Source organism: Pseudomonas sp. RT6P73, from assembly GCF_054897715.1.
This window is the reverse complement of record NZ_JBUBUV010000002.1, coordinates 6,176,610-6,191,757: the sequence shown is the minus strand read 5'-3', so window position 1 is coordinate 6,191,757 and position 15,148 is coordinate 6,176,610. Positions and strand designations below refer to the sequence as shown.

At 58.3% G+C, this 15,148-nt stretch carries 15 protein-coding genes; 3 read left to right on the top strand and 12 right to left on the bottom strand.

What is annotated here, in order from left to right:
• The first annotated feature begins 30 nt into the window (after nt 1–30).
• Nucleotides 31–495 (top strand): TIGR02444 family protein, encoded by a 465-nt coding sequence (locus ACYZT6_RS28460; protein ID WP_462029534.1) that lies wholly within the window; start codon nt 31–33, stop codon nt 493–495.
• Here ACYZT6_RS28460 and ACYZT6_RS28455 read toward each other — a convergent pair.
• A complete protein-coding gene (locus tag ACYZT6_RS28455; RefSeq protein WP_462029533.1) occupies nt 492–1,661 on the bottom strand; it encodes an AlgP family protein in 1,170 nt (389 codons plus the stop codon). The two genes, ACYZT6_RS28460 and ACYZT6_RS28455, sit on opposite strands and share 4 nt — an antisense overlap.
• Nucleotides 1,662–1,853: 192 nt before the next feature.
• Between ACYZT6_RS28455 and ACYZT6_RS28450 the strand changes: the two genes are divergently transcribed.
• Entirely contained in the window at nt 1,854–2,519 is a 666-nt protein-coding gene (locus ACYZT6_RS28450) for an FKBP-type peptidyl-prolyl cis-trans isomerase (RefSeq protein ID WP_462029532.1), read from the top strand.
• A 79-nt stretch (nt 2,520–2,598) separates the two neighbouring features.
• Here ACYZT6_RS28450 and rsd read toward each other — a convergent pair whose 3' ends face one another.
• From rsd to ACYZT6_RS28435, 3 genes are all read right to left on the bottom strand, one after another.
• A complete protein-coding gene (rsd, locus tag ACYZT6_RS28445) occupies nt 2,599–3,057 on the bottom strand; it encodes a sigma D regulator (RefSeq protein ID WP_462030027.1) in 459 nt (152 codons plus the stop codon).
• Between the two features lie 177 nt (nt 3,058–3,234).
• Nucleotides 3,235–3,786: a disulfide bond formation protein B gene (locus ACYZT6_RS28440; protein ID WP_462029531.1), complete on the bottom strand. Its 552-nt coding sequence runs from the start codon at nt 3,784–3,786 to the stop codon at nt 3,235–3,237.
• Between the two features lie 586 nt (nt 3,787–4,372).
• Nucleotides 4,373–5,431: an IS110 family RNA-guided transposase gene (locus ACYZT6_RS28435; protein WP_462030010.1), complete on the bottom strand. Its 1,059-nt coding sequence runs from the start codon at nt 5,429–5,431 to the stop codon at nt 4,373–4,375.
• 190 nt (nt 5,432–5,621) lie between these two features.
• Here ACYZT6_RS28435 and ACYZT6_RS28430 point away from each other — a divergent pair, with 190 nt between their 5' ends.
• Entirely contained in the window at nt 5,622–6,782 is a 1,161-nt protein-coding gene (locus tag ACYZT6_RS28430) for an AAA family ATPase (protein ID WP_462029530.1), read from the top strand.
• A gap of 143 nt (nt 6,783–6,925) precedes the next feature.
• On the opposite strand, the gene ACYZT6_RS28425 is transcribed toward ACYZT6_RS28430, so the two are convergent.
• The 8 genes from ACYZT6_RS28425 to ACYZT6_RS28390 form a co-directional block, all read right to left on the bottom strand.
• Complete coding sequence (locus tag ACYZT6_RS28425) at nt 6,926–7,789, bottom strand: transporter substrate-binding domain-containing protein (protein WP_461978424.1); 864 nt, start codon at nt 7,787–7,789, stop codon at nt 6,926–6,928.
• Nucleotides 7,786–8,568 (bottom strand): amino acid ABC transporter ATP-binding protein, encoded by a 783-nt coding sequence (locus ACYZT6_RS28420; RefSeq protein WP_462029529.1) that lies wholly within the window; start codon nt 8,566–8,568, stop codon nt 7,786–7,788. Before ACYZT6_RS28420 ends, ACYZT6_RS28425 begins: the two co-directional genes overlap by 4 nt.
• A complete protein-coding gene (locus tag ACYZT6_RS28415; RefSeq protein ID WP_462029528.1) occupies nt 8,565–9,224 on the bottom strand; it encodes an amino acid ABC transporter permease in 660 nt (219 codons plus the stop codon). Before ACYZT6_RS28415 ends, ACYZT6_RS28420 begins: the two co-directional genes overlap by 4 nt.
• Nucleotides 9,205–9,870 (bottom strand): amino acid ABC transporter permease, encoded by a 666-nt coding sequence (locus tag ACYZT6_RS28410; protein WP_008148239.1) that lies wholly within the window; start codon nt 9,868–9,870, stop codon nt 9,205–9,207. Before ACYZT6_RS28410 ends, ACYZT6_RS28415 begins: the two co-directional genes overlap by 20 nt.
• Before the next feature lie 631 nt (nt 9,871–10,501).
• Nucleotides 10,502–11,284 carry a MetQ/NlpA family ABC transporter substrate-binding protein gene (locus ACYZT6_RS28405; RefSeq protein WP_064675356.1) on the bottom strand — a complete coding sequence of 261 codons (783 nt, stop codon included), beginning with the start codon at nt 11,282–11,284 and terminating at the stop codon, nt 10,502–10,504.
• A 256-nt stretch (nt 11,285–11,540) separates the two neighbouring features.
• The gene (locus ACYZT6_RS28400) at nt 11,541–12,470 is read right to left on the bottom strand and encodes a sigma 54-interacting transcriptional regulator (RefSeq protein ID WP_462029527.1); all 930 of its coding nucleotides are present in this window, start codon (nt 12,468–12,470) and stop codon (nt 11,541–11,543) included.
• Between the two features lie 72 nt (nt 12,471–12,542).
• Nucleotides 12,543–13,124 (bottom strand): alpha/beta hydrolase, encoded by a 582-nt coding sequence (locus tag ACYZT6_RS28395; RefSeq protein WP_462029526.1) that lies wholly within the window; start codon nt 13,122–13,124, stop codon nt 12,543–12,545.
• A gap of 920 nt (nt 13,125–14,044) precedes the next feature.
• Nucleotides 14,045–15,118, bottom strand: a complete 1,074-nt coding sequence (locus tag ACYZT6_RS28390; RefSeq protein ID WP_462029525.1) for a fatty acid desaturase — start codon at nt 15,116–15,118, stop codon at nt 14,045–14,047.
• Nucleotides 15,119–15,148: the final 30 nt, after the last annotated feature.

Below are 15,148 nucleotides of genomic sequence, written 5' to 3'. Positions count from 1 at the left end.
GCTTCGCTCGCAACTGGCGCGAGTAGCACTATGTCCTCTGACCTGTGGAGCTTTTCCCTTACCACTTATGCCCGTCCCGGCGTTGAAGACGCGTGCCTGCAATTGCAGTCGGCAGGCGTGAATGTGTGCCTGCTGCTCTGTGGGGTATGGCTGGGAGACCGAGGTGTCACCTGCAATGAGCAACGATTGCAGCAACTTCGCGACGTGACCGAGCCCTGGGACGCCGATGTCGTGCGGCCGCTGCGAGCATTGCGCCTGCAATGGAAAACCGTCGCGACTGAGGACGCCGAGCTGAATACCTTGCGCGAACAAGTGAAGACAATGGAACTGGAAGCCGAGCGACATCTGTTGTTGCGACTGGAGCGATCGGCCCAGAGTTGGCCGCAGTGTGAGGCGACCGATCTAACGGCCTGGCTGGAAGGTGTGACGGCGAGCGCCGCCCACCTGGACCGCGACGCGCTGCATCAGCTGCGCGTCGCGGTAACCGGCGCTTAGGAAGCGCTGGTTGGGGTGGTTGCTGCGATCGATGCGGCGGCCGGCGTTGGCGCTGGCGTAGCTGTCGAGGTGGCTGCTGCTAAAGCAGACGTCGCTGCCGGAGCCGGGTTGGCTGGCTTGGCAACTGGCGCGGCGGCCGGCTTGGCGGCAACAGGTTTTTTCACTGCTGGTGTTGCAGCTGGCTTCGCCGCCGCTGGCTTGGCAGCGGGTTTGGCGGTGGCCGGTTTGGCAGCAGCGGCAGGTTTAGCCGCAGCAGGTTTGGCTGCGGGTTTCGCTGCAGCAGGTTTTGCGGCAGCCGTTTTGGCAGCGGGTTTAGCCGCTGCTTTTACAGCGGGTTTCGCAGCCGGTTTTGCCGCAGCTTTTGCTGCAGGTTTCGCCGCTGGTTTTGCGGCTGGCTTGGCTGCAGCGGTTCTAGCCGCGACAGGTTTTGCGGCAGCCTTGGCAGCAGGTTTGGCAGCGGCAGTTTTGGCAGCCGGTTTTGCTGTCGATTTTGCAGCTGGTTTTGCAGCTGGTTTTGCAGCTGCGGTTCTTGCAGCAGGTTTAGCGGCTGCTGTTTTTGCAGCGACTGGCTTGGCGGCAGTTTTGGCAGCCGTCGTTTTAGCAGCCGGTTTTGCAGCACTGGCAGCGACTGGTTTTTTCGCCGCAGGTTTTGCGACAGGTTTGGCTGCGGCTTTCACCGGTGCCTTGGCAGCAGGTTTGGCCGGTGCTTTTGCAGCAGCCGGTTTGGCAGCGGCTTTCTTGGCAGGTGCCGCAGCAGGCTTGGCCGAACGCAGGGACAACGCCTTGCCGACAGCCTCTTGTACACGACCGACACCCTGGGCCAGTTTCAGGCTTTCTTGAGCATCGCGCTTGAGTTGCAGAATGTAGCTGCGAGTTTCGGATTGACGATCCTTGAGGGCATCGAGCAAGTCCTCAAGTTCTTTCACCGCACCCTTCGCCTTGGTTTGTGCCTTGGCTTTACCGGCTGCCGCAGCGTCCTGCAATTTGGTACGGGACTTGTGCAATTTTTCCTGCGCTTTTCCGCGCTGCTTTTCCAGTTTGGCGAGCAGTTTTTCAGCATCAGCCAAGGCTTGGGAACAAGCGTTTTCCAAATGCTCGAGCAGGCTGCCCGAGAGTTGTTGGAGTAAGTGCAACGGGGTATTTACAGGCTTCTTGGTGGCCGACATGGTTTACCTCCTGGCTGACGTGGGTGCGGCTCATACTAGACCTCTGATGACACCGCCGCTAGGGCATGTTGACAGTATCGAAAGCGCTGCGTTGCAACAGATTGAAATTCTTCTGCGCTGGTGCAAAACCAGTTCACCTTTGAGCGCATTCACACTGGCATAATCCACCGCATCTCAGATCGGAGTGTGCCCATGTCGCGCTACTTTTTTTTATCGTTGTGTGTGTGTTTTTCCGTGGCTCAGGCCGCCGAAAAAACCACCCCAAATGAGGCTCACGATCTTGCTTACAGCCTGGGTGCGAGCCTGGGCGAGCGCTTGCGCCAAGAGGTGCCGGATCTGCAACTCCAGGCATTGCTAGAAGGTCTGCAACAAGCCTATCAAGGCAAGCCGCTGGCATTGAAAGACGAGCAGATCGAACAGATTCTGGCCGAGCACGAAGCCCAGGTCGCCGAGCAACCCGCCCTCCCGCAAAGTGAAGTCGCACTCGAAAAAGAGCAACGTTTTCTCACCGAGGAAAAAGCCAAGCCAGGTGTTCGTGAATTGGCGGATGGAATTCTGCTGACCGAGTTGGCACCGGGTACGGGCGCCAAAGCTGGCCCTAACGGCAAGGTCGAAGTTTTATACATCGGACGCCTTCCCGACGGCACGGTGTTCGACCAGAACAGCAAGCCGCAGTGGTTCAGTCTCGATAGCGTAATCAGCGGCTGGCGCAGCGCATTGCAAAACATGCCGGTCGGTGCCAAATGGCGCCTGGTGATTCCTTCTTCGCAAGCCTATGGCGCGGACGGTGCCGGCGACCTGATCGCCCCATTCACGCCGCTGGTGTTCGAAGTTGAATTGCGCGGTGCCACAAGCTGAAAACCGGAAACGAAAAACGGCGCGCATAGCGCACCGTTTTTAGTTTCTCGCTGGAGACGAGGGTCTTGCAGGAAGAGGTTCAGGCCTGAACCGGGTCCTCTTCCTTGTGAGCCGTATGCAGCACTTCGATCAGGCAATCTTCCAGTTCGAAGCGTTCGTGCAACAGCCCGCCCAGCTCCTTGAATTTCTCCGCGACACACTTGCCTGCGTCACACAGGTCATTGAACGCCAGCAGCTTCTCGGTGATGACGTCGATGCGCGGGTAAATCGTCTCGGCCAACTCCAGCCCGCGAGTATCACCAAATGCCTTGGCTTCGCCGGTCAGTTGTTCGTAGATCTCGAAGTGCCCGGCAGATACGTAATCAACCAGCACGCCGCAGAATTCCTGCAACGGCTTACGGTTCTCGCCCAGAGACTCGGGCTTGGCACCGAGAGCATCGTAGGCCCGAACCAGTTCGTGACGCTCCTGCAACCAGCGATCGATCAGCAGATGCACTCCACCCCAACGTTCCTGAGCATTCTGACAACTTTCGAGCATGGTGATCTCTCTTCCCTTATGGGTCATGCTGCCCTACACCTGTCGCAGACTTGAAAATCAAGAATCGGCCAGGCAGAGCGTCATCGAGCAACATAATTCCAATGACACGTGCGGGCCAGATTATGCCCGCGCGACAATGGCTTCAAGGTACGCAGGAGATAAAGTTCATACAAGTGTTTAATCACCCGTCAATCCCCGGTGCGACGACATGCCGCTGAGCGGTCGTTCGCAGGCAAGCCAGACAACGCGCAGCAGCTGATAAACACCCAGAATCGACAACGCCACGAAGAGCAGCAAACTCCACTCCGGGATGCTCAGGTCGAACAGCGTCCAGGAAATTTCTGCGCAATCTTCGTCCCCTTTGAACATCCGCGTCACCTGACACAACCAGGGCAAGTTCTCGTAAAGGGCTTCTGGATGGGCTGAGCAAGTCGATAGCTGATGCGCCGGATCGCTTTGCAACAACACCTGCCGCGACGCCGTGACCATGCCCGCCAGACTGCATGACAGACCGAGCAGCCAATAAAGAAAAGTCCCGAAGCGGCCGGGGCCATGCACCGAAGCCACCAGACAGACACCGGTAAACAATGCCAGGCAGACTCGCTGCAACAGGCATAACCCGCAAGGCTTGAGGCCGATTGCATATTCCAGGTAATAGGAAACGCCCAGGGCCAGGGCACCTGCAATAAAAGCCATGAAAAACAAGGAGCGTGAGCAGGCCAAAAACATGGCTTATCCGTAACAGTAGAGACAGGCGGTTACGGTAGAGGAAAGCGCGCCAGCCTTTCAAGGCAGACCAGCACGGACACTTCACCAGAAGTGTAGGGAATTCCCGACAGTGTCGAGAGGACTTGATGTAGTCCTTTGTAGGACGATGCCGATCAGGGACCACAATGCTAAACATTCAAGCATCAAACAACGGCTCCCGCCCCTGTAGCAGCTGGCGCAGCCTGCGTCCGGCTGCGGAGCAGTCGTCATAAATTTACACGCGATTTGCCGATGCATCCGTGGCGCCTGTTTTACGACTGCTTCGCAGCCGGACGCAGGCTGCGCCAGCTGCTATGTATGGACTCGCCCCCACTGTCTACCCGCTTTTGAAAAACCGCCGCCCCGTTGCATCTATGTATAAGGCCTATTCGAGGAAGCCGTCTTCGGCTTCTGGCCAAAATTGGAAGAGCTCGTGGTATGCCGATTACAGTCAGGCCTCGAAGGCCAGTAGCAGCTTAGGCATCAATCCACGCCGGTCTTACCTGGGGTCAATTTTTTTTCAGCAAAGGGCCGGACAGTTAGTACCTCGGTGGCAGAACTCTGTCGCTCAGTGGCTCATCGTCGCTTGCTGGCCATCACCCGCCTGGCGACGATAAGTCTGGTCATTCTGTAGAAGCACCCAGACGATTCGCAGGTTGCGGTTGGCCAACCTGATCGCAGCCTCCTTACGGCCCAGTCGGCTCATCCAGCGCAACAAGCGGCGGTCATCGGGTTGCTGGGAATCAGGTCGTAGTTGTTGCAGTACGGCATGGGCTCCCTGGATCATCAGGCTGCGTAAATAAACATCGCCTCGCTTGGTCATGTCCCCCAGCCGGACCGTCTGCCCGCTGCTGTGCTGGTCAGGCACCATGCCAAAGTACGCGGCAAACTTGCGGGCATTGGGAAATCGCTCAGGCTTGGTTTCCTTGGCCACCAGTGCCGTGGCAGTGACTGGGCCGATGCCGCGCACAGTCATCAGTCGCTTCGCCGTCATGTCGGCGTTGGCGGCCACTTCCAGGCGCCCCGTCAGCACGCTGATGCGCTCGCCCAAATGGCGCCACTCGGCCAACAGTTCGTCGATCAGTTCACGCAGCACGCCCGGCACCGGCTGGGTGGCATCTTCCAGTACCCGCGGAATTTTCTGGCTGATCGCAACATCGCCCTGCGCCAAGGCCACGCCATGCTCGAGCAGCAGGCCGCGCATCTGATTGCTCACCGCCGTGCGTCGACGCACATAGCCCTGGCGGGCGCGATGCAACGCCTGCATTGCCAGCGCCGCAACGCTTTTGACCGGCACTGCGTAGATCTTTTCATCGCGACCAGCCCGCAGAATCGCCAGCGCATCGTTGCGATCATTTTTAGGCCCGCTGCGATGTGTGGCCACCAAACGGGCTGGAAGAATCCGCGCCAGATTGCCTTGGTCTTGCAGCTGCCGGGCCCAGGCTTGAGCACCCGGACCGGTCTCCATCAGAACCACGACATGAGGTGGCAACTGGCGGAGAAACGCATAAAACGCCTCGCGCGACTTGATCCGCTGCTCGTAGTGCACCTGGCCGAGGACATCTTCCCCGGCGACCTGAAAGACCTGCTTGGCCAGATCGACCGCCACGGTTGTGCAGGCCGACAAATCGGAAGAAGACAGGGATTGATCAACCGAAGTATGCTTTTTCATGGACTCGCCCTCGCTGTCGTTGGCTGTTTAGACTGCCACCGTGGCGCATTGACGCCTCGGCTTGGGCGAGTCCATCCAATTACAGGGGACCACAGTGTTTGTGACAATAAGGCAAACTGGCGGCCTCTGCAGCAGGAAGCTTCCCATGCTTAAAACCCTCGCGGTGGCCAATTACCGCTCGATCAACAAATTGGTGATTCCGCTGGGCCGGTTGAACCTGATCACCGGCCCCAACGGCAGCGGCAAATCCAACCTCTACCGCGCGTTGCGGCTGCTGGCGGAAACTGCTCAGGGCGGCGTCGTCAATGCCTTGGCCCGTGAGGGCGGGCTGGATTCGACGTTCTGGGCCGGGCCGGAAACCATCACCCGGCGCATGCGCAACGGTGAAGTCCCGATCGAGGCCACCGTGCGCCACGGCGTAAAACGGCTGCGCCTGGGGTTTGCCGGTGAGGATTTCAGCTATTCGATCGCGCTGGGCTTGCCGGAGCCGAGCCTGTCCGCGTTTTCCCTGGACCCGGAAATCAAAAAGGAATGCATCTGGAACGGCCCGGTTTACCGCCCGGCCAGTCTCATGGTGGAACGTAACGGCCCGATGATCCGCGTCCGGGTCGGTCGAGACTGGGATGTGCTGGCCCAGCACACACCGAATTTCGACAGCCTGTTCGATCAGGTCGGCAGCTTCCGCACCTCGCCGGAAGTCATGCAATTACGTGAGTTCATCCGCCGCTGGCGCTTTTACGATCACTTTCGCAGCGATGCCGATGCACCGGTGCGCCAACCGCAACTGGGTACTCGCACGCCGGTGTTGCACCACGACGGTCGCGACCTCGCCGCCGCATTGCAGACGATTCGTGAAATCGGCGACCCCGAGGCGTTGCAGTCGGCGATCAGTGACGCGTTCCCCGGTGCGCGACTGAATATCGCGCCGTTGCAGGGCGGGCGGTTTGCGATTGAGTTTTTCCAGGAAGGGCTGCTGCGACCGTTGTCCGCAGCCGAACTGTCAGACGGGACGTTGCGTTATTTGCTGCTGGTGGCGGCGCTGCTGACGCCTCGGCCGCCGACGCTGATGGTGCTGAACGAGCCGGAAACCAGTTTGCACCCGGACCTGTTGCCGGCGTTGGCGCGGTTGATTATCCGGGCGTCGGAGCAGTGCCAGGTATGGGTGGTTTCCCATGCGCGGCGGTTGATCTCGGCGTTGCAGGAAGATCCGGAATGCAATTGCATTGTGCTGGAGAAGAACCTCGGCCAGACCGGGATTGTGGGGCAGCGGTTGCTGGATGAGCCGGCGTGGCATTGGCCGGACTAGTCGGCGCCTGAGAAACCGAATCGCGGGCAAGCCCGCTCCCACAATGATCTTCAGTGGACATATATTCTGTGTCCAGACCCAAATCCTGTGGGAGCGGGCTTGCCCGCGATGAGGACCGAAAGATCGATGAAAAAGTTAGAGTCTCACCCCTGCCACTTCCCACCCTCAACAATCACACTCTCAGGCTTGGTGTCATCGCTCAGCTCTTTACGCACATATTGGTCATACAGCTTCAGCAAATACTTCTCCTCACCCAGTTTCGCCAACTCGGCATTCACCCAATCACGCAGTTCGATATTGCCCTTCTTCACCGCCGGTGCAATCGGTGCTTCTGCGCCCAGTGTCTGGGTCAGCACGCGGTAGCCAGGGTTTTGCTTGGCCCAGCTGAACAGCACCAGATTGTCCTGTGCATAAGCATCGCCGCGCCCATTGGCCAGCGCTTGCAGAGACTCGGAGTTTTTCTCGAACTTCAGCAGTTTCCAGTCCGGGTGATTCTTGGTCAGCCAGATATCGGCCGTGGTGCCCGTGGTCACGATGGTGGTGCGAGTCGCCAGGTCATCGAGGTTTTTCACCGTGCTGGCTTGCGGAACCAGTGCCTGCACCGCGACCTTGAGGTTCGGGTTGGTGAATTCCACCGCTTCCTTGCGCTCCGGGGTGACGGTCATGTTGGCCAGGATCAGGTCGACCTTGTCGCTTTGCAGGAACGGAATCCGGCTGGCAGGTTCCACTGCGACGAACTCGACTTTGTTCTCGTCGCCCAACAGGTCTTTGGCGAATTGACGGCCGATGTCGGTATCGAAACCCACATAGCGCCCGGCCTCATTGACGAAGCCGAAGGGCGGTTTGTCGGTGAAGACGCCGACGATCAGCTTATCCCGCGCCTTGATTTTTTCCAGGTAGCTGGCGGTGGCCGCAGGCTTGGCGGGTTCATCGGTTTTGTTGCAACCGGCCAGCAACGCGAGGCCGAGCAGCGGGAGTAGCAGCAGTGAAGTCTTGGCAGTTTTCATAGCGGTTCCAGTTCCTTTGTTTGAGTCGTTTTGGGTAGTGCGGCGACGTAGGAGAACTTCTCCAGGAACTGCTGCGCTCGTGCGGTTTGCGGGTTCGTAAAGAAAATCTCGGGTGGGTTTTGTTCGAGGATTCGCCCGGCATCCATGAACACAATTCGGTCCGCCACGGCGCGGGCAAAGGCCATTTCGTGGGTGACGATCAGCAGGGTCATGCCCTCGCGGGCCAGGCCTTGAATGACTTCCAGCACTTCCTTGACCATTTCGGGGTCAAGGGCGGCGGTGACTTCGTCGAAGAGCATGACTTTGGGGTTCATGCACAACGAACGGACGATGGCTATGCGTTGCTGCTGGCCACCGGAGAGCTGACGCGGGAAGGCGTCGCGCTTGTCCAGCAAGCCCACGCGCGCCAACAAGGCTTCGGCCTGATCCCGGGCTTCGCGGCGGTCGCGTTTCTGCACTTTGACCGGGCCGAGCAGCAAGTTGTCGAGCACGCTCATGTGCGGGAACAGGTGATAACTCTGGAACACCATGCCGATCTGCTGCCGCACTTCGCGCCAGTCGGTGCCCTTGTTCAGCAACTCGCGCCCGTTGAATTTCAAGCTGCCGCTGTGCGCCACTTCCAGGCCGTTGAGGCAGCGCAGCAAGGTGCTCTTGCCACAGCCGCTGGGGCCGAGGATGACGATCACTTCGCCTGACTTCACTTGCAGGTCGATACCGTCTAGCACTTGCTGCTCGCCGAAAAACTTGTTGAAACCCTTGAACTCGATCAATGCGCTCATGCTTGCGTCCAGCGCCGCTCCAGCACGCGCGAGGCGGCCGACAGCGGGTAGCAGATGAAAAAGAAAAACAGGAACAGCGCGCCGTAGATCAGCACGGACTCGTAGGTGCGCTCGATGATTTGCTGGCCGACCTTGATCACGTCCACCACGCCGATCAGCACCGCGAGGGAGCTGGTCTTGATGATTCGCGTGTAGACGTTGATGGTCGGCGGCGTCATGCGTTTCAACGCCTGGGGCAGCAGCACGTAGCCGTAGAGTTGCGGGCCATCCAAGCCAATCGACAACCCAGCCTCACGCTGCCCGCGCGGCAACGAATGCAACGCGCCACGCACCACTTCGCCGACTTCGCTGGCGCCCCACAGCGACAGCACCAGCACCGCGCACCAGAAGCTCGGAATGCTCAGGCCGAAAAAGATCGGCAGGCCAAAAAACAGCAGGTACAGCCACACCAGCACCGGAATCGCCCGGAACAATTCCAGGTAGACCCGCAGGATCGCGTTCAGCCATTTGATGCTCAGTGTGCGCAGCACACCATAAAGCACGCCGCCAACGGTGCTGATGGCGATGCTCAGAAAAGAGATCGACAGGGTTTGCGCCGCACCCTTGCCCAGTTGCGGCAACGACACCCAGAGCAATTCAAGACCCGAACTGGCCATGCTGGAGCCTCCTTTCCAGACGGCTGAGCAGCAGCGACAGCGGCAAGAACAACAGCACGCAAATCAGCGTCAGCACGGCGAGCATTTCGTAGGTTTTGTAATAGAGCGCGATGTAGCTTTTGGTGGTGTAGAGAATCTCCGGCACCGCCACCGCCGAGACCACGGTGGTCTCCTTGAGCAGGAAGATGAAATTGGCGAACAGCGACGGCAGGCTGAGGATCCCGGCTTGCGGCAGGATCACGTAGCGCAGCAATTGCCCGTGGGACAAGCCGATGGAGCGGCCGGATTCGAGTTGTGCCTGGGGCACCGCATCGACGCCGGCGCGCAGCACTTCGGTCAGGTAAGCGCCGCCGAGAAAGGTCATGGTGATGATCGCCGCGGCAAACCCCGAGACCTTGATACCCAGCGCCGGCAAGGCGAAGTACACGAAGAACAGCTGGATCAGCAGCGGCGTGTTGCGCGCCAGTTCGACATAGAGGCCGACCAGCCGCTGCAGGTAGGGCGTGCGAAACACCAGAATCGTTGCGTTGATCAGGGCCACCAGCAGCGAGGTGCCGATGGCGATAAAGCCGACCTGCAGCGTCACGCCCACGGCTTTGAGAAACGCCGGCAGGGTGCTGAGGATGAAAGCGTAATCGAAGTTCATTGACCATCCTGGACGTCGCGGGGGTAAGCGACGGTGGTGCAGTCCATGGGCAGTGGATAACCGCCCGGCAGGCATCGACTTTAAAGGTATAAAAAGAAGAATTTAAATACCGTTAAAGCATATTGATATCACGCAAGAAACTATCCACCGGATTTGCTCAGGCGAAGGAAGACGACTATTTTCCTTGCAGCTGTAGGAGGGATCTTTTTTTCAAAAAGCCCCTCCAAGGACGCACAGCTTTTGGCCAGACTCCCTGGCCGAACCATCACAAGGAAGAGAAAAATGGCTGACGAGAAAGTGCCACAGCGGCTGGATCCGCAAGAAATCGTGAAATTGTTGGTGGCGTTGCGCCGGGCGCTGGAGGCCAGGGTGGCCTAAAGCCCCGAGGCGCGCAGTTTCACCTGTGGCGAGGGAGCTTGCCCCCGTTGGGCTGCGAAGCAGCCCCAAAATCTGCCAACCTGGTTTGCCTGACACACCTCTTGGAATGGATTGGGGGCTGCTTCGCAGCCCAACGGGGGCAAGCCCCCTCGCCACAAAAGCTCCCTCGCCACAGGTTTCTCGAACGCAAAAAAACGCCGACGCTATTGCTAGCCGTCGGCGCTCGAAACCTTGAAGGGGTTTACCTCGCGCATCAGAACGCCGGCAGTACCGCGCCGCTGTACTTCTTCTCGATGAATGCTTTCACTTCCGGGCTGGTCAAGGCTTTGGCCAGTTTCTGGATGGCAACGCTGTCCTTGTTGTCCGGACGAGCCACCAGGAAGTTCACGTAAGGCGAATCTGCACCTTCGATCACCAGCGCGTCTTTAGCCGGGTTCAGACCCGCTTCCAGCGCGTAGTTGGTGTTGATCATGTCCAGGTCGACCTGGTCCAGAACACGCGGCAGCATCGCGGACTCAAGCTCCTTGAACTTGAAGTTGTGCGGGTTCTTGGCGATGTCTTTCGGGGTGGCCAGAGCGTTTTTCGGGTCTTTCAACTCGATCAGGCCAGCCTTCTGCAGCAGGATCAGGGCACGGCCGCTGTTGCTGCCTTCGTTAGGGATGGCAATGGTCGCGCCGTCTTTGAGCTCAGCCAGGGATTTGACTTTCTTCGAGTAGCCGCCGAACGGTTCGACGTGAACGCCGATCACGGTCACCAGGTTAGTGCCTTTGCCTTCGTTGAAGCTTTTCAGGTACGGCAGGGTCTGGAAGTAGTTGGCGTCCAGACGCTTCTGGTCAACCTGTACGTTTGGCTGAACGTAGTCGGTGAACACTTTGATTTCCAGGTCCACGCCTTCTTTGGCGAGGGTTGGCTTGATCAGTTCAAGAATCTCGGCGTGTGGAACAGGGGTCGCCGCAACCACCAGTTTCTCGCCAGCCTGTGCCAGGCCCGCAGTCAGGGCAGCCGCCAGTGCGGTGAACAACAGAACCTTTTTCATGCAGTGTCCTTATCGAAAATCACGGTCGTCATCGACGACGGCTTGTTTAGTACGAGTGCCAGTGAAGTGCTATCGCTGGCGTGACGCGGACAATACCGGGATTTTTTATTCCCGAACAATATCTTTTATTCACTTTCATATTCCATTTTGTTCATACAGCTCTAGCCCGCGTTCTTTACCTGTAGGAGCGAAGCTTGCTCGCGAAAGCGTCTTTCCTGACACACCGCATCGCCTGCTTCGCGAGCAAGCATCGCTCCTACAAAAGCCCGGTCTGTTTGAGCAGTTGTTTCAAGGCTTCTTTCTCGGCGGCGGAACCGCTTCCGATAATCCGTTGAAGTTGCTGCTCGATCTGCACCCACGACACAGGCACTTCCGGCAGATTCAGATGCTCCGGCAAAATTTCGTCCCCGGTGCTGACCAGCAGCGCGAAGTGAATGACGTTTTCCAGCTCCCGGGTGTTGCCCGGCCAACTGTGCCGCTCCAGCACCATCTGCGCTGCCTCGCTGATCAGCGGCACCGGCAGGTCGAGACGCTGGCTGTAGATACCGAGGAAATACTCGGACAGCGACAGAATATCGCCGACCCGCTCGCGCAACGCCGGCAGTTCGAGCTGGCCTTCGCTGAGGTAGTGATAAAGCCGTTCATGGAATTTTCCAGCCGCCACCGCTTGCGCCAGATCGATGCTGGTGGCGGCGACGAGGCGCACATCCACCGGGCTCGGCTGAGGCGCGCCAACGCGGGTGACTTCGTGATTTTCCAGGGCGGCGAGCAATTTGATCTGGATCGGCAGCGGCAAGTCGCCGATCTCATCCAGATAGAGCGTTCCACCGTTGGCCGAACCGAACCAGCCCGCGCGGCTGCTGGCCGCACCGCTGTAACTGCCGGCGGCATAACCGAAGAGTTCAGCGTCGGCATAGGTCGGGCTGATGGCACCGCAATTGACCGAGACGAACAACCCGCCGCGATCACTCGCACGATGGATGTGCCGCGCGAGCAATTCCTTGCCGCTGCCGGTCTCGCCACGGATTAACACCGAGATCGAACGCGGCGCCAGTTGCTCCAGCTCCTGGCGCAATTGACGGGAGCGTGGATCGACAAACACCAGCGCCTTGGCGCGAATGCTGAGGGGGCTTTTTTCTGCGTCGGGAAAGGTCAGCAGTGGCTGACCAAAGGCTTCAAAACTCATGGCAGACTCCCGCCCCAAACCGCCGGGAGACGGGGGCGTTGTTTTAAAAAACAAAAACAAAAAAGAAAAGGTTTAAGCACGTCGCAGGGCGTGGTGTTCCATTCGGTTTTGCAGGCGGTAGAGATAGGCAAAACCCTGCTCCCAGCGCTGGTGTCCGGACTTCACATTGATGTGTCCGGCACCCGCCAGAATCCCCGCCTCGGCGCCCCAGTTGCGGGCCAGCTCAAGGGCTCGCGGCGCACTCACGGCGCTATCGTTGTCGGAGCTGACAACCTGGCTTGGGAAGGGCAACAAGTGGCTCGGGATCGGTGCGAAGTTACGCAGCGCCGGCGAGCAGGCCGGGCGCTCGACGTCCGCGGGTGCGACCAGCAAGGCCCCGCGAACCTGACGCAAAAAATGCAGCGGTGCAGTGGCGGCCCAATGGGCGACCGTAATGCAGCCCAGGCTGTGCGCAATCAAGATCACTGGCGTGCTGTCGGCGGCAATCGCTTCAGCCAGCGCCGCGACCCAGTCTTCACGACGGGGCGTCAGCCAATCGGCCTGCTCCACCCGCGCGCTGTTCGGCAGGCTGTTCTGCCAGTGGCTTTGCCAATGATCTTCCGGCGATCCTTGCCAGCCCGGCACAATCAGGTAGCGAATTGATTCGTTGCGCATGGGGGAACTCTCCTGCTGCGTGTCTGTTCCCGATCGAGTATAGGGAGGAGAGTTATATTCGTTAAGGAATAAGAAGCTATTTATTAAGACTCAAAAAGAATATATGAGCCGTTTCAAGCAACAGAAGTTCAAGCTGATCATCCTCAGATTAATACGCCAGGAAAGGCCCCGAATCAGGAGGACGCAACACGCTTATCCAGTTGGCTCGTCTCTTTTGAACAGCACGCTCCGGGTTTTGGTTTTACCGTTCGCGAAGGTCTGTGTGCATTTCCCGACAAGCGAAATGCACCTGGTATCGAACATGAGTGACCACAACTCCCTGACCTGACGGGTACCATCCAACGTCACAAATTCAATGCTTCGCCCACACCGATAGCGGACCTTCCCGTCGCTGATGTCTCGATGAGACTGAGGACAATCAGGCGCTCCTTGCACATTCTCAAAATCTAAATACCCCGCTATCGAGTCCTCGTCTTCTATCACCAAATGAGTCCCTGACTTGTCCATCGTGTAATGGCCGGCGAAATAGTTCATACGATTTCTCCCTGAAAACGTTTCCTGGCCCACCAAGGTTGCCCGCAAGGACAACATCATCAGTTTAGAATCGCGCCTCAACCTGTCTACTGTCAGAAATAACAGGTCTCTAGAGAGATCAGCGATTAGTCCTATAACGCCAGGAAAAACAGAGGACAAAAAAAGGGACCGCACCCTGCCAAGGAGACGGCCCCGGAAACTCAAAATCTGTTAGCGCTGATCAACCTCGCTGGAATGTGATGATTGGCTGAAACGGTTATCTATTAAAGGAATATTTAATTACTTTATTAGGCCGAAATTGCATATGCCAATCACTCCTTGCTTCACAACGTAACGTCCCTTTGGGTCAAATTGATGACCAGCGTTTGAGTTTCCGAGTGCATCGATCAAGCCTGAGCGGCACGAACCTCCTGCGCCTCTGTTGTATCCTCACGCACAAACCGGTTCGCCCGCCCAAACGTCCCGAAATCATTAAACCGCACGCCCATCTCGCGCATCACTTCATGCGCCACCGGCACGGTCATCTGGCGAATGTAAAACGGTTCCTTCACCACAAAGTGATGAATCCCGTGACTGCTGCCGAAGTTGAAGCAGAACGCCTGCATCGGCCACATCCACCAAGGGTTCAGCACTTGGGTTTGCTGAATCACATTGCCCGGCTCCACATCTCCGTAGTAGTGCATGTTGGAGCTGACAAAGTGCAGGCAAAACGTACGCAACACGTTCGGGCCGATGATCACCACCGCCGCGATGTCGATCACCTGCATCACCGCCAATGTCGTTGCCGACCATTCGATCGGTGTACCCAGCAGATAGGCGACACCATTCGCCGCATGGAAACCGAGGAACACATACCACGCCCCCCAATGCACCAGCGCCAGCGGCGCGTAGACCTTCAGTGCGCGCTTGATGATGCTGATCTTATGAGTCCAGGTCTTGGCCCGCAGCATGCGAATGAACGCCGACATCACGTTATCGCCGACCATCAGCAGCCGCGCAAAACCCCAAGGCTCGCCATTGGTGATCGCGCGTTCTTCCATGTCGGCTTCCGTACCGGACACCTTGTGGTGATTGAGGTGCAGATGCCGGCGAATCCACGGATTGATCGTGCTCGGCCGCGCCAGCCACACCAGGCCCATCATCAGGTTGTGCGGCACGCGCTGCTTGCGAAAGTACATGCTATGAATCAGGTCGTGTTCCAGCTCGTGGGTCAACGAGGCGAAAAACGCATTGAGCAACAGGCACGCCCACCAGGCCATGTGCCCGGTCATGTAGAGCGCCGCCGAACCGATCATTCCAGCCAACGCGAAGGCCAGAATGCCCGCGCCCAAGGCGTCTTGATGGTTGAGAATCGGGTAGCGTTTGCGCAGTTCAACCCCTCTGGCCAGCACCACTTCGCGAATATGGGCTGATCGTTGCGCTGCATTCAGTCGCTGGGGACTTGCAGAAGTACCGTCCATGCTTCCATCCTCTGGTTATTGATGTTCGCA

Coding starts and splice junctions, on each gene's coding strand:
- ACYZT6_RS28420 (WP_462029529.1), bottom strand. CDS start 8,568: ATGAGCGCATTGATCGAGTTCAAGGGTTTCAACAAGTTTTTCGGCGAG.
- ACYZT6_RS28410 (WP_008148239.1), bottom strand. CDS start 9,870: ATGAACTTCGATTACGCTTTCATCCTCAGCACCCTGCCGGCGTTTCTC.
- ACYZT6_RS28440 (WP_462029531.1), bottom strand. CDS start 3,786: ATGTTTTTGGCCTGCTCACGCTCCTTGTTTTTCATGGCTTTTATTGCA.
- ACYZT6_RS28405 (WP_064675356.1), bottom strand. CDS start 11,284: ATGAAAAAGGTTCTGTTGTTCACCGCACTGGCGGCTGCCCTGACTGCG.
- ACYZT6_RS28415 (WP_462029528.1), bottom strand. CDS start 9,224: ATGGCCAGTTCGGGTCTTGAATTGCTCTGGGTGTCGTTGCCGCAACTG.
- ACYZT6_RS28400 (WP_462029527.1), bottom strand. CDS start 12,470: ATGAGTTTTGAAGCCTTTGGTCAGCCACTGCTGACCTTTCCCGACGCA.
- ACYZT6_RS28455 (WP_462029533.1), bottom strand. CDS start 1,661: ATGTCGGCCACCAAGAAGCCTGTAAATACCCCGTTGCACTTACTCCAA.
- ACYZT6_RS28450 (WP_462029532.1), top strand. CDS start 1,854: ATGTCGCGCTACTTTTTTTTATCGTTGTGTGTGTGTTTTTCCGTGGCT.
- ACYZT6_RS28390 (WP_462029525.1), bottom strand. CDS start 15,118: ATGGACGGTACTTCTGCAAGTCCCCAGCGACTGAATGCAGCGCAACGA.
- ACYZT6_RS28425 (WP_461978424.1), bottom strand. CDS start 7,789: ATGAAAACTGCCAAGACTTCACTGCTGCTACTCCCGCTGCTCGGCCTC.
- ACYZT6_RS28395 (WP_462029526.1), bottom strand. CDS start 13,124: ATGCGCAACGAATCAATTCGCTACCTGATTGTGCCGGGCTGGCAAGGA.
- rsd (WP_462030027.1), bottom strand. CDS start 3,057: ATGCTCGAAAGTTGTCAGAATGCTCAGGAACGTTGGGGTGGAGTGCAT.
- ACYZT6_RS28430 (WP_462029530.1), top strand. CDS start 5,622: ATGCTTAAAACCCTCGCGGTGGCCAATTACCGCTCGATCAACAAATTG.
- ACYZT6_RS28460 (WP_462029534.1), top strand. CDS start 31: ATGTCCTCTGACCTGTGGAGCTTTTCCCTTACCACTTATGCCCGTCCC.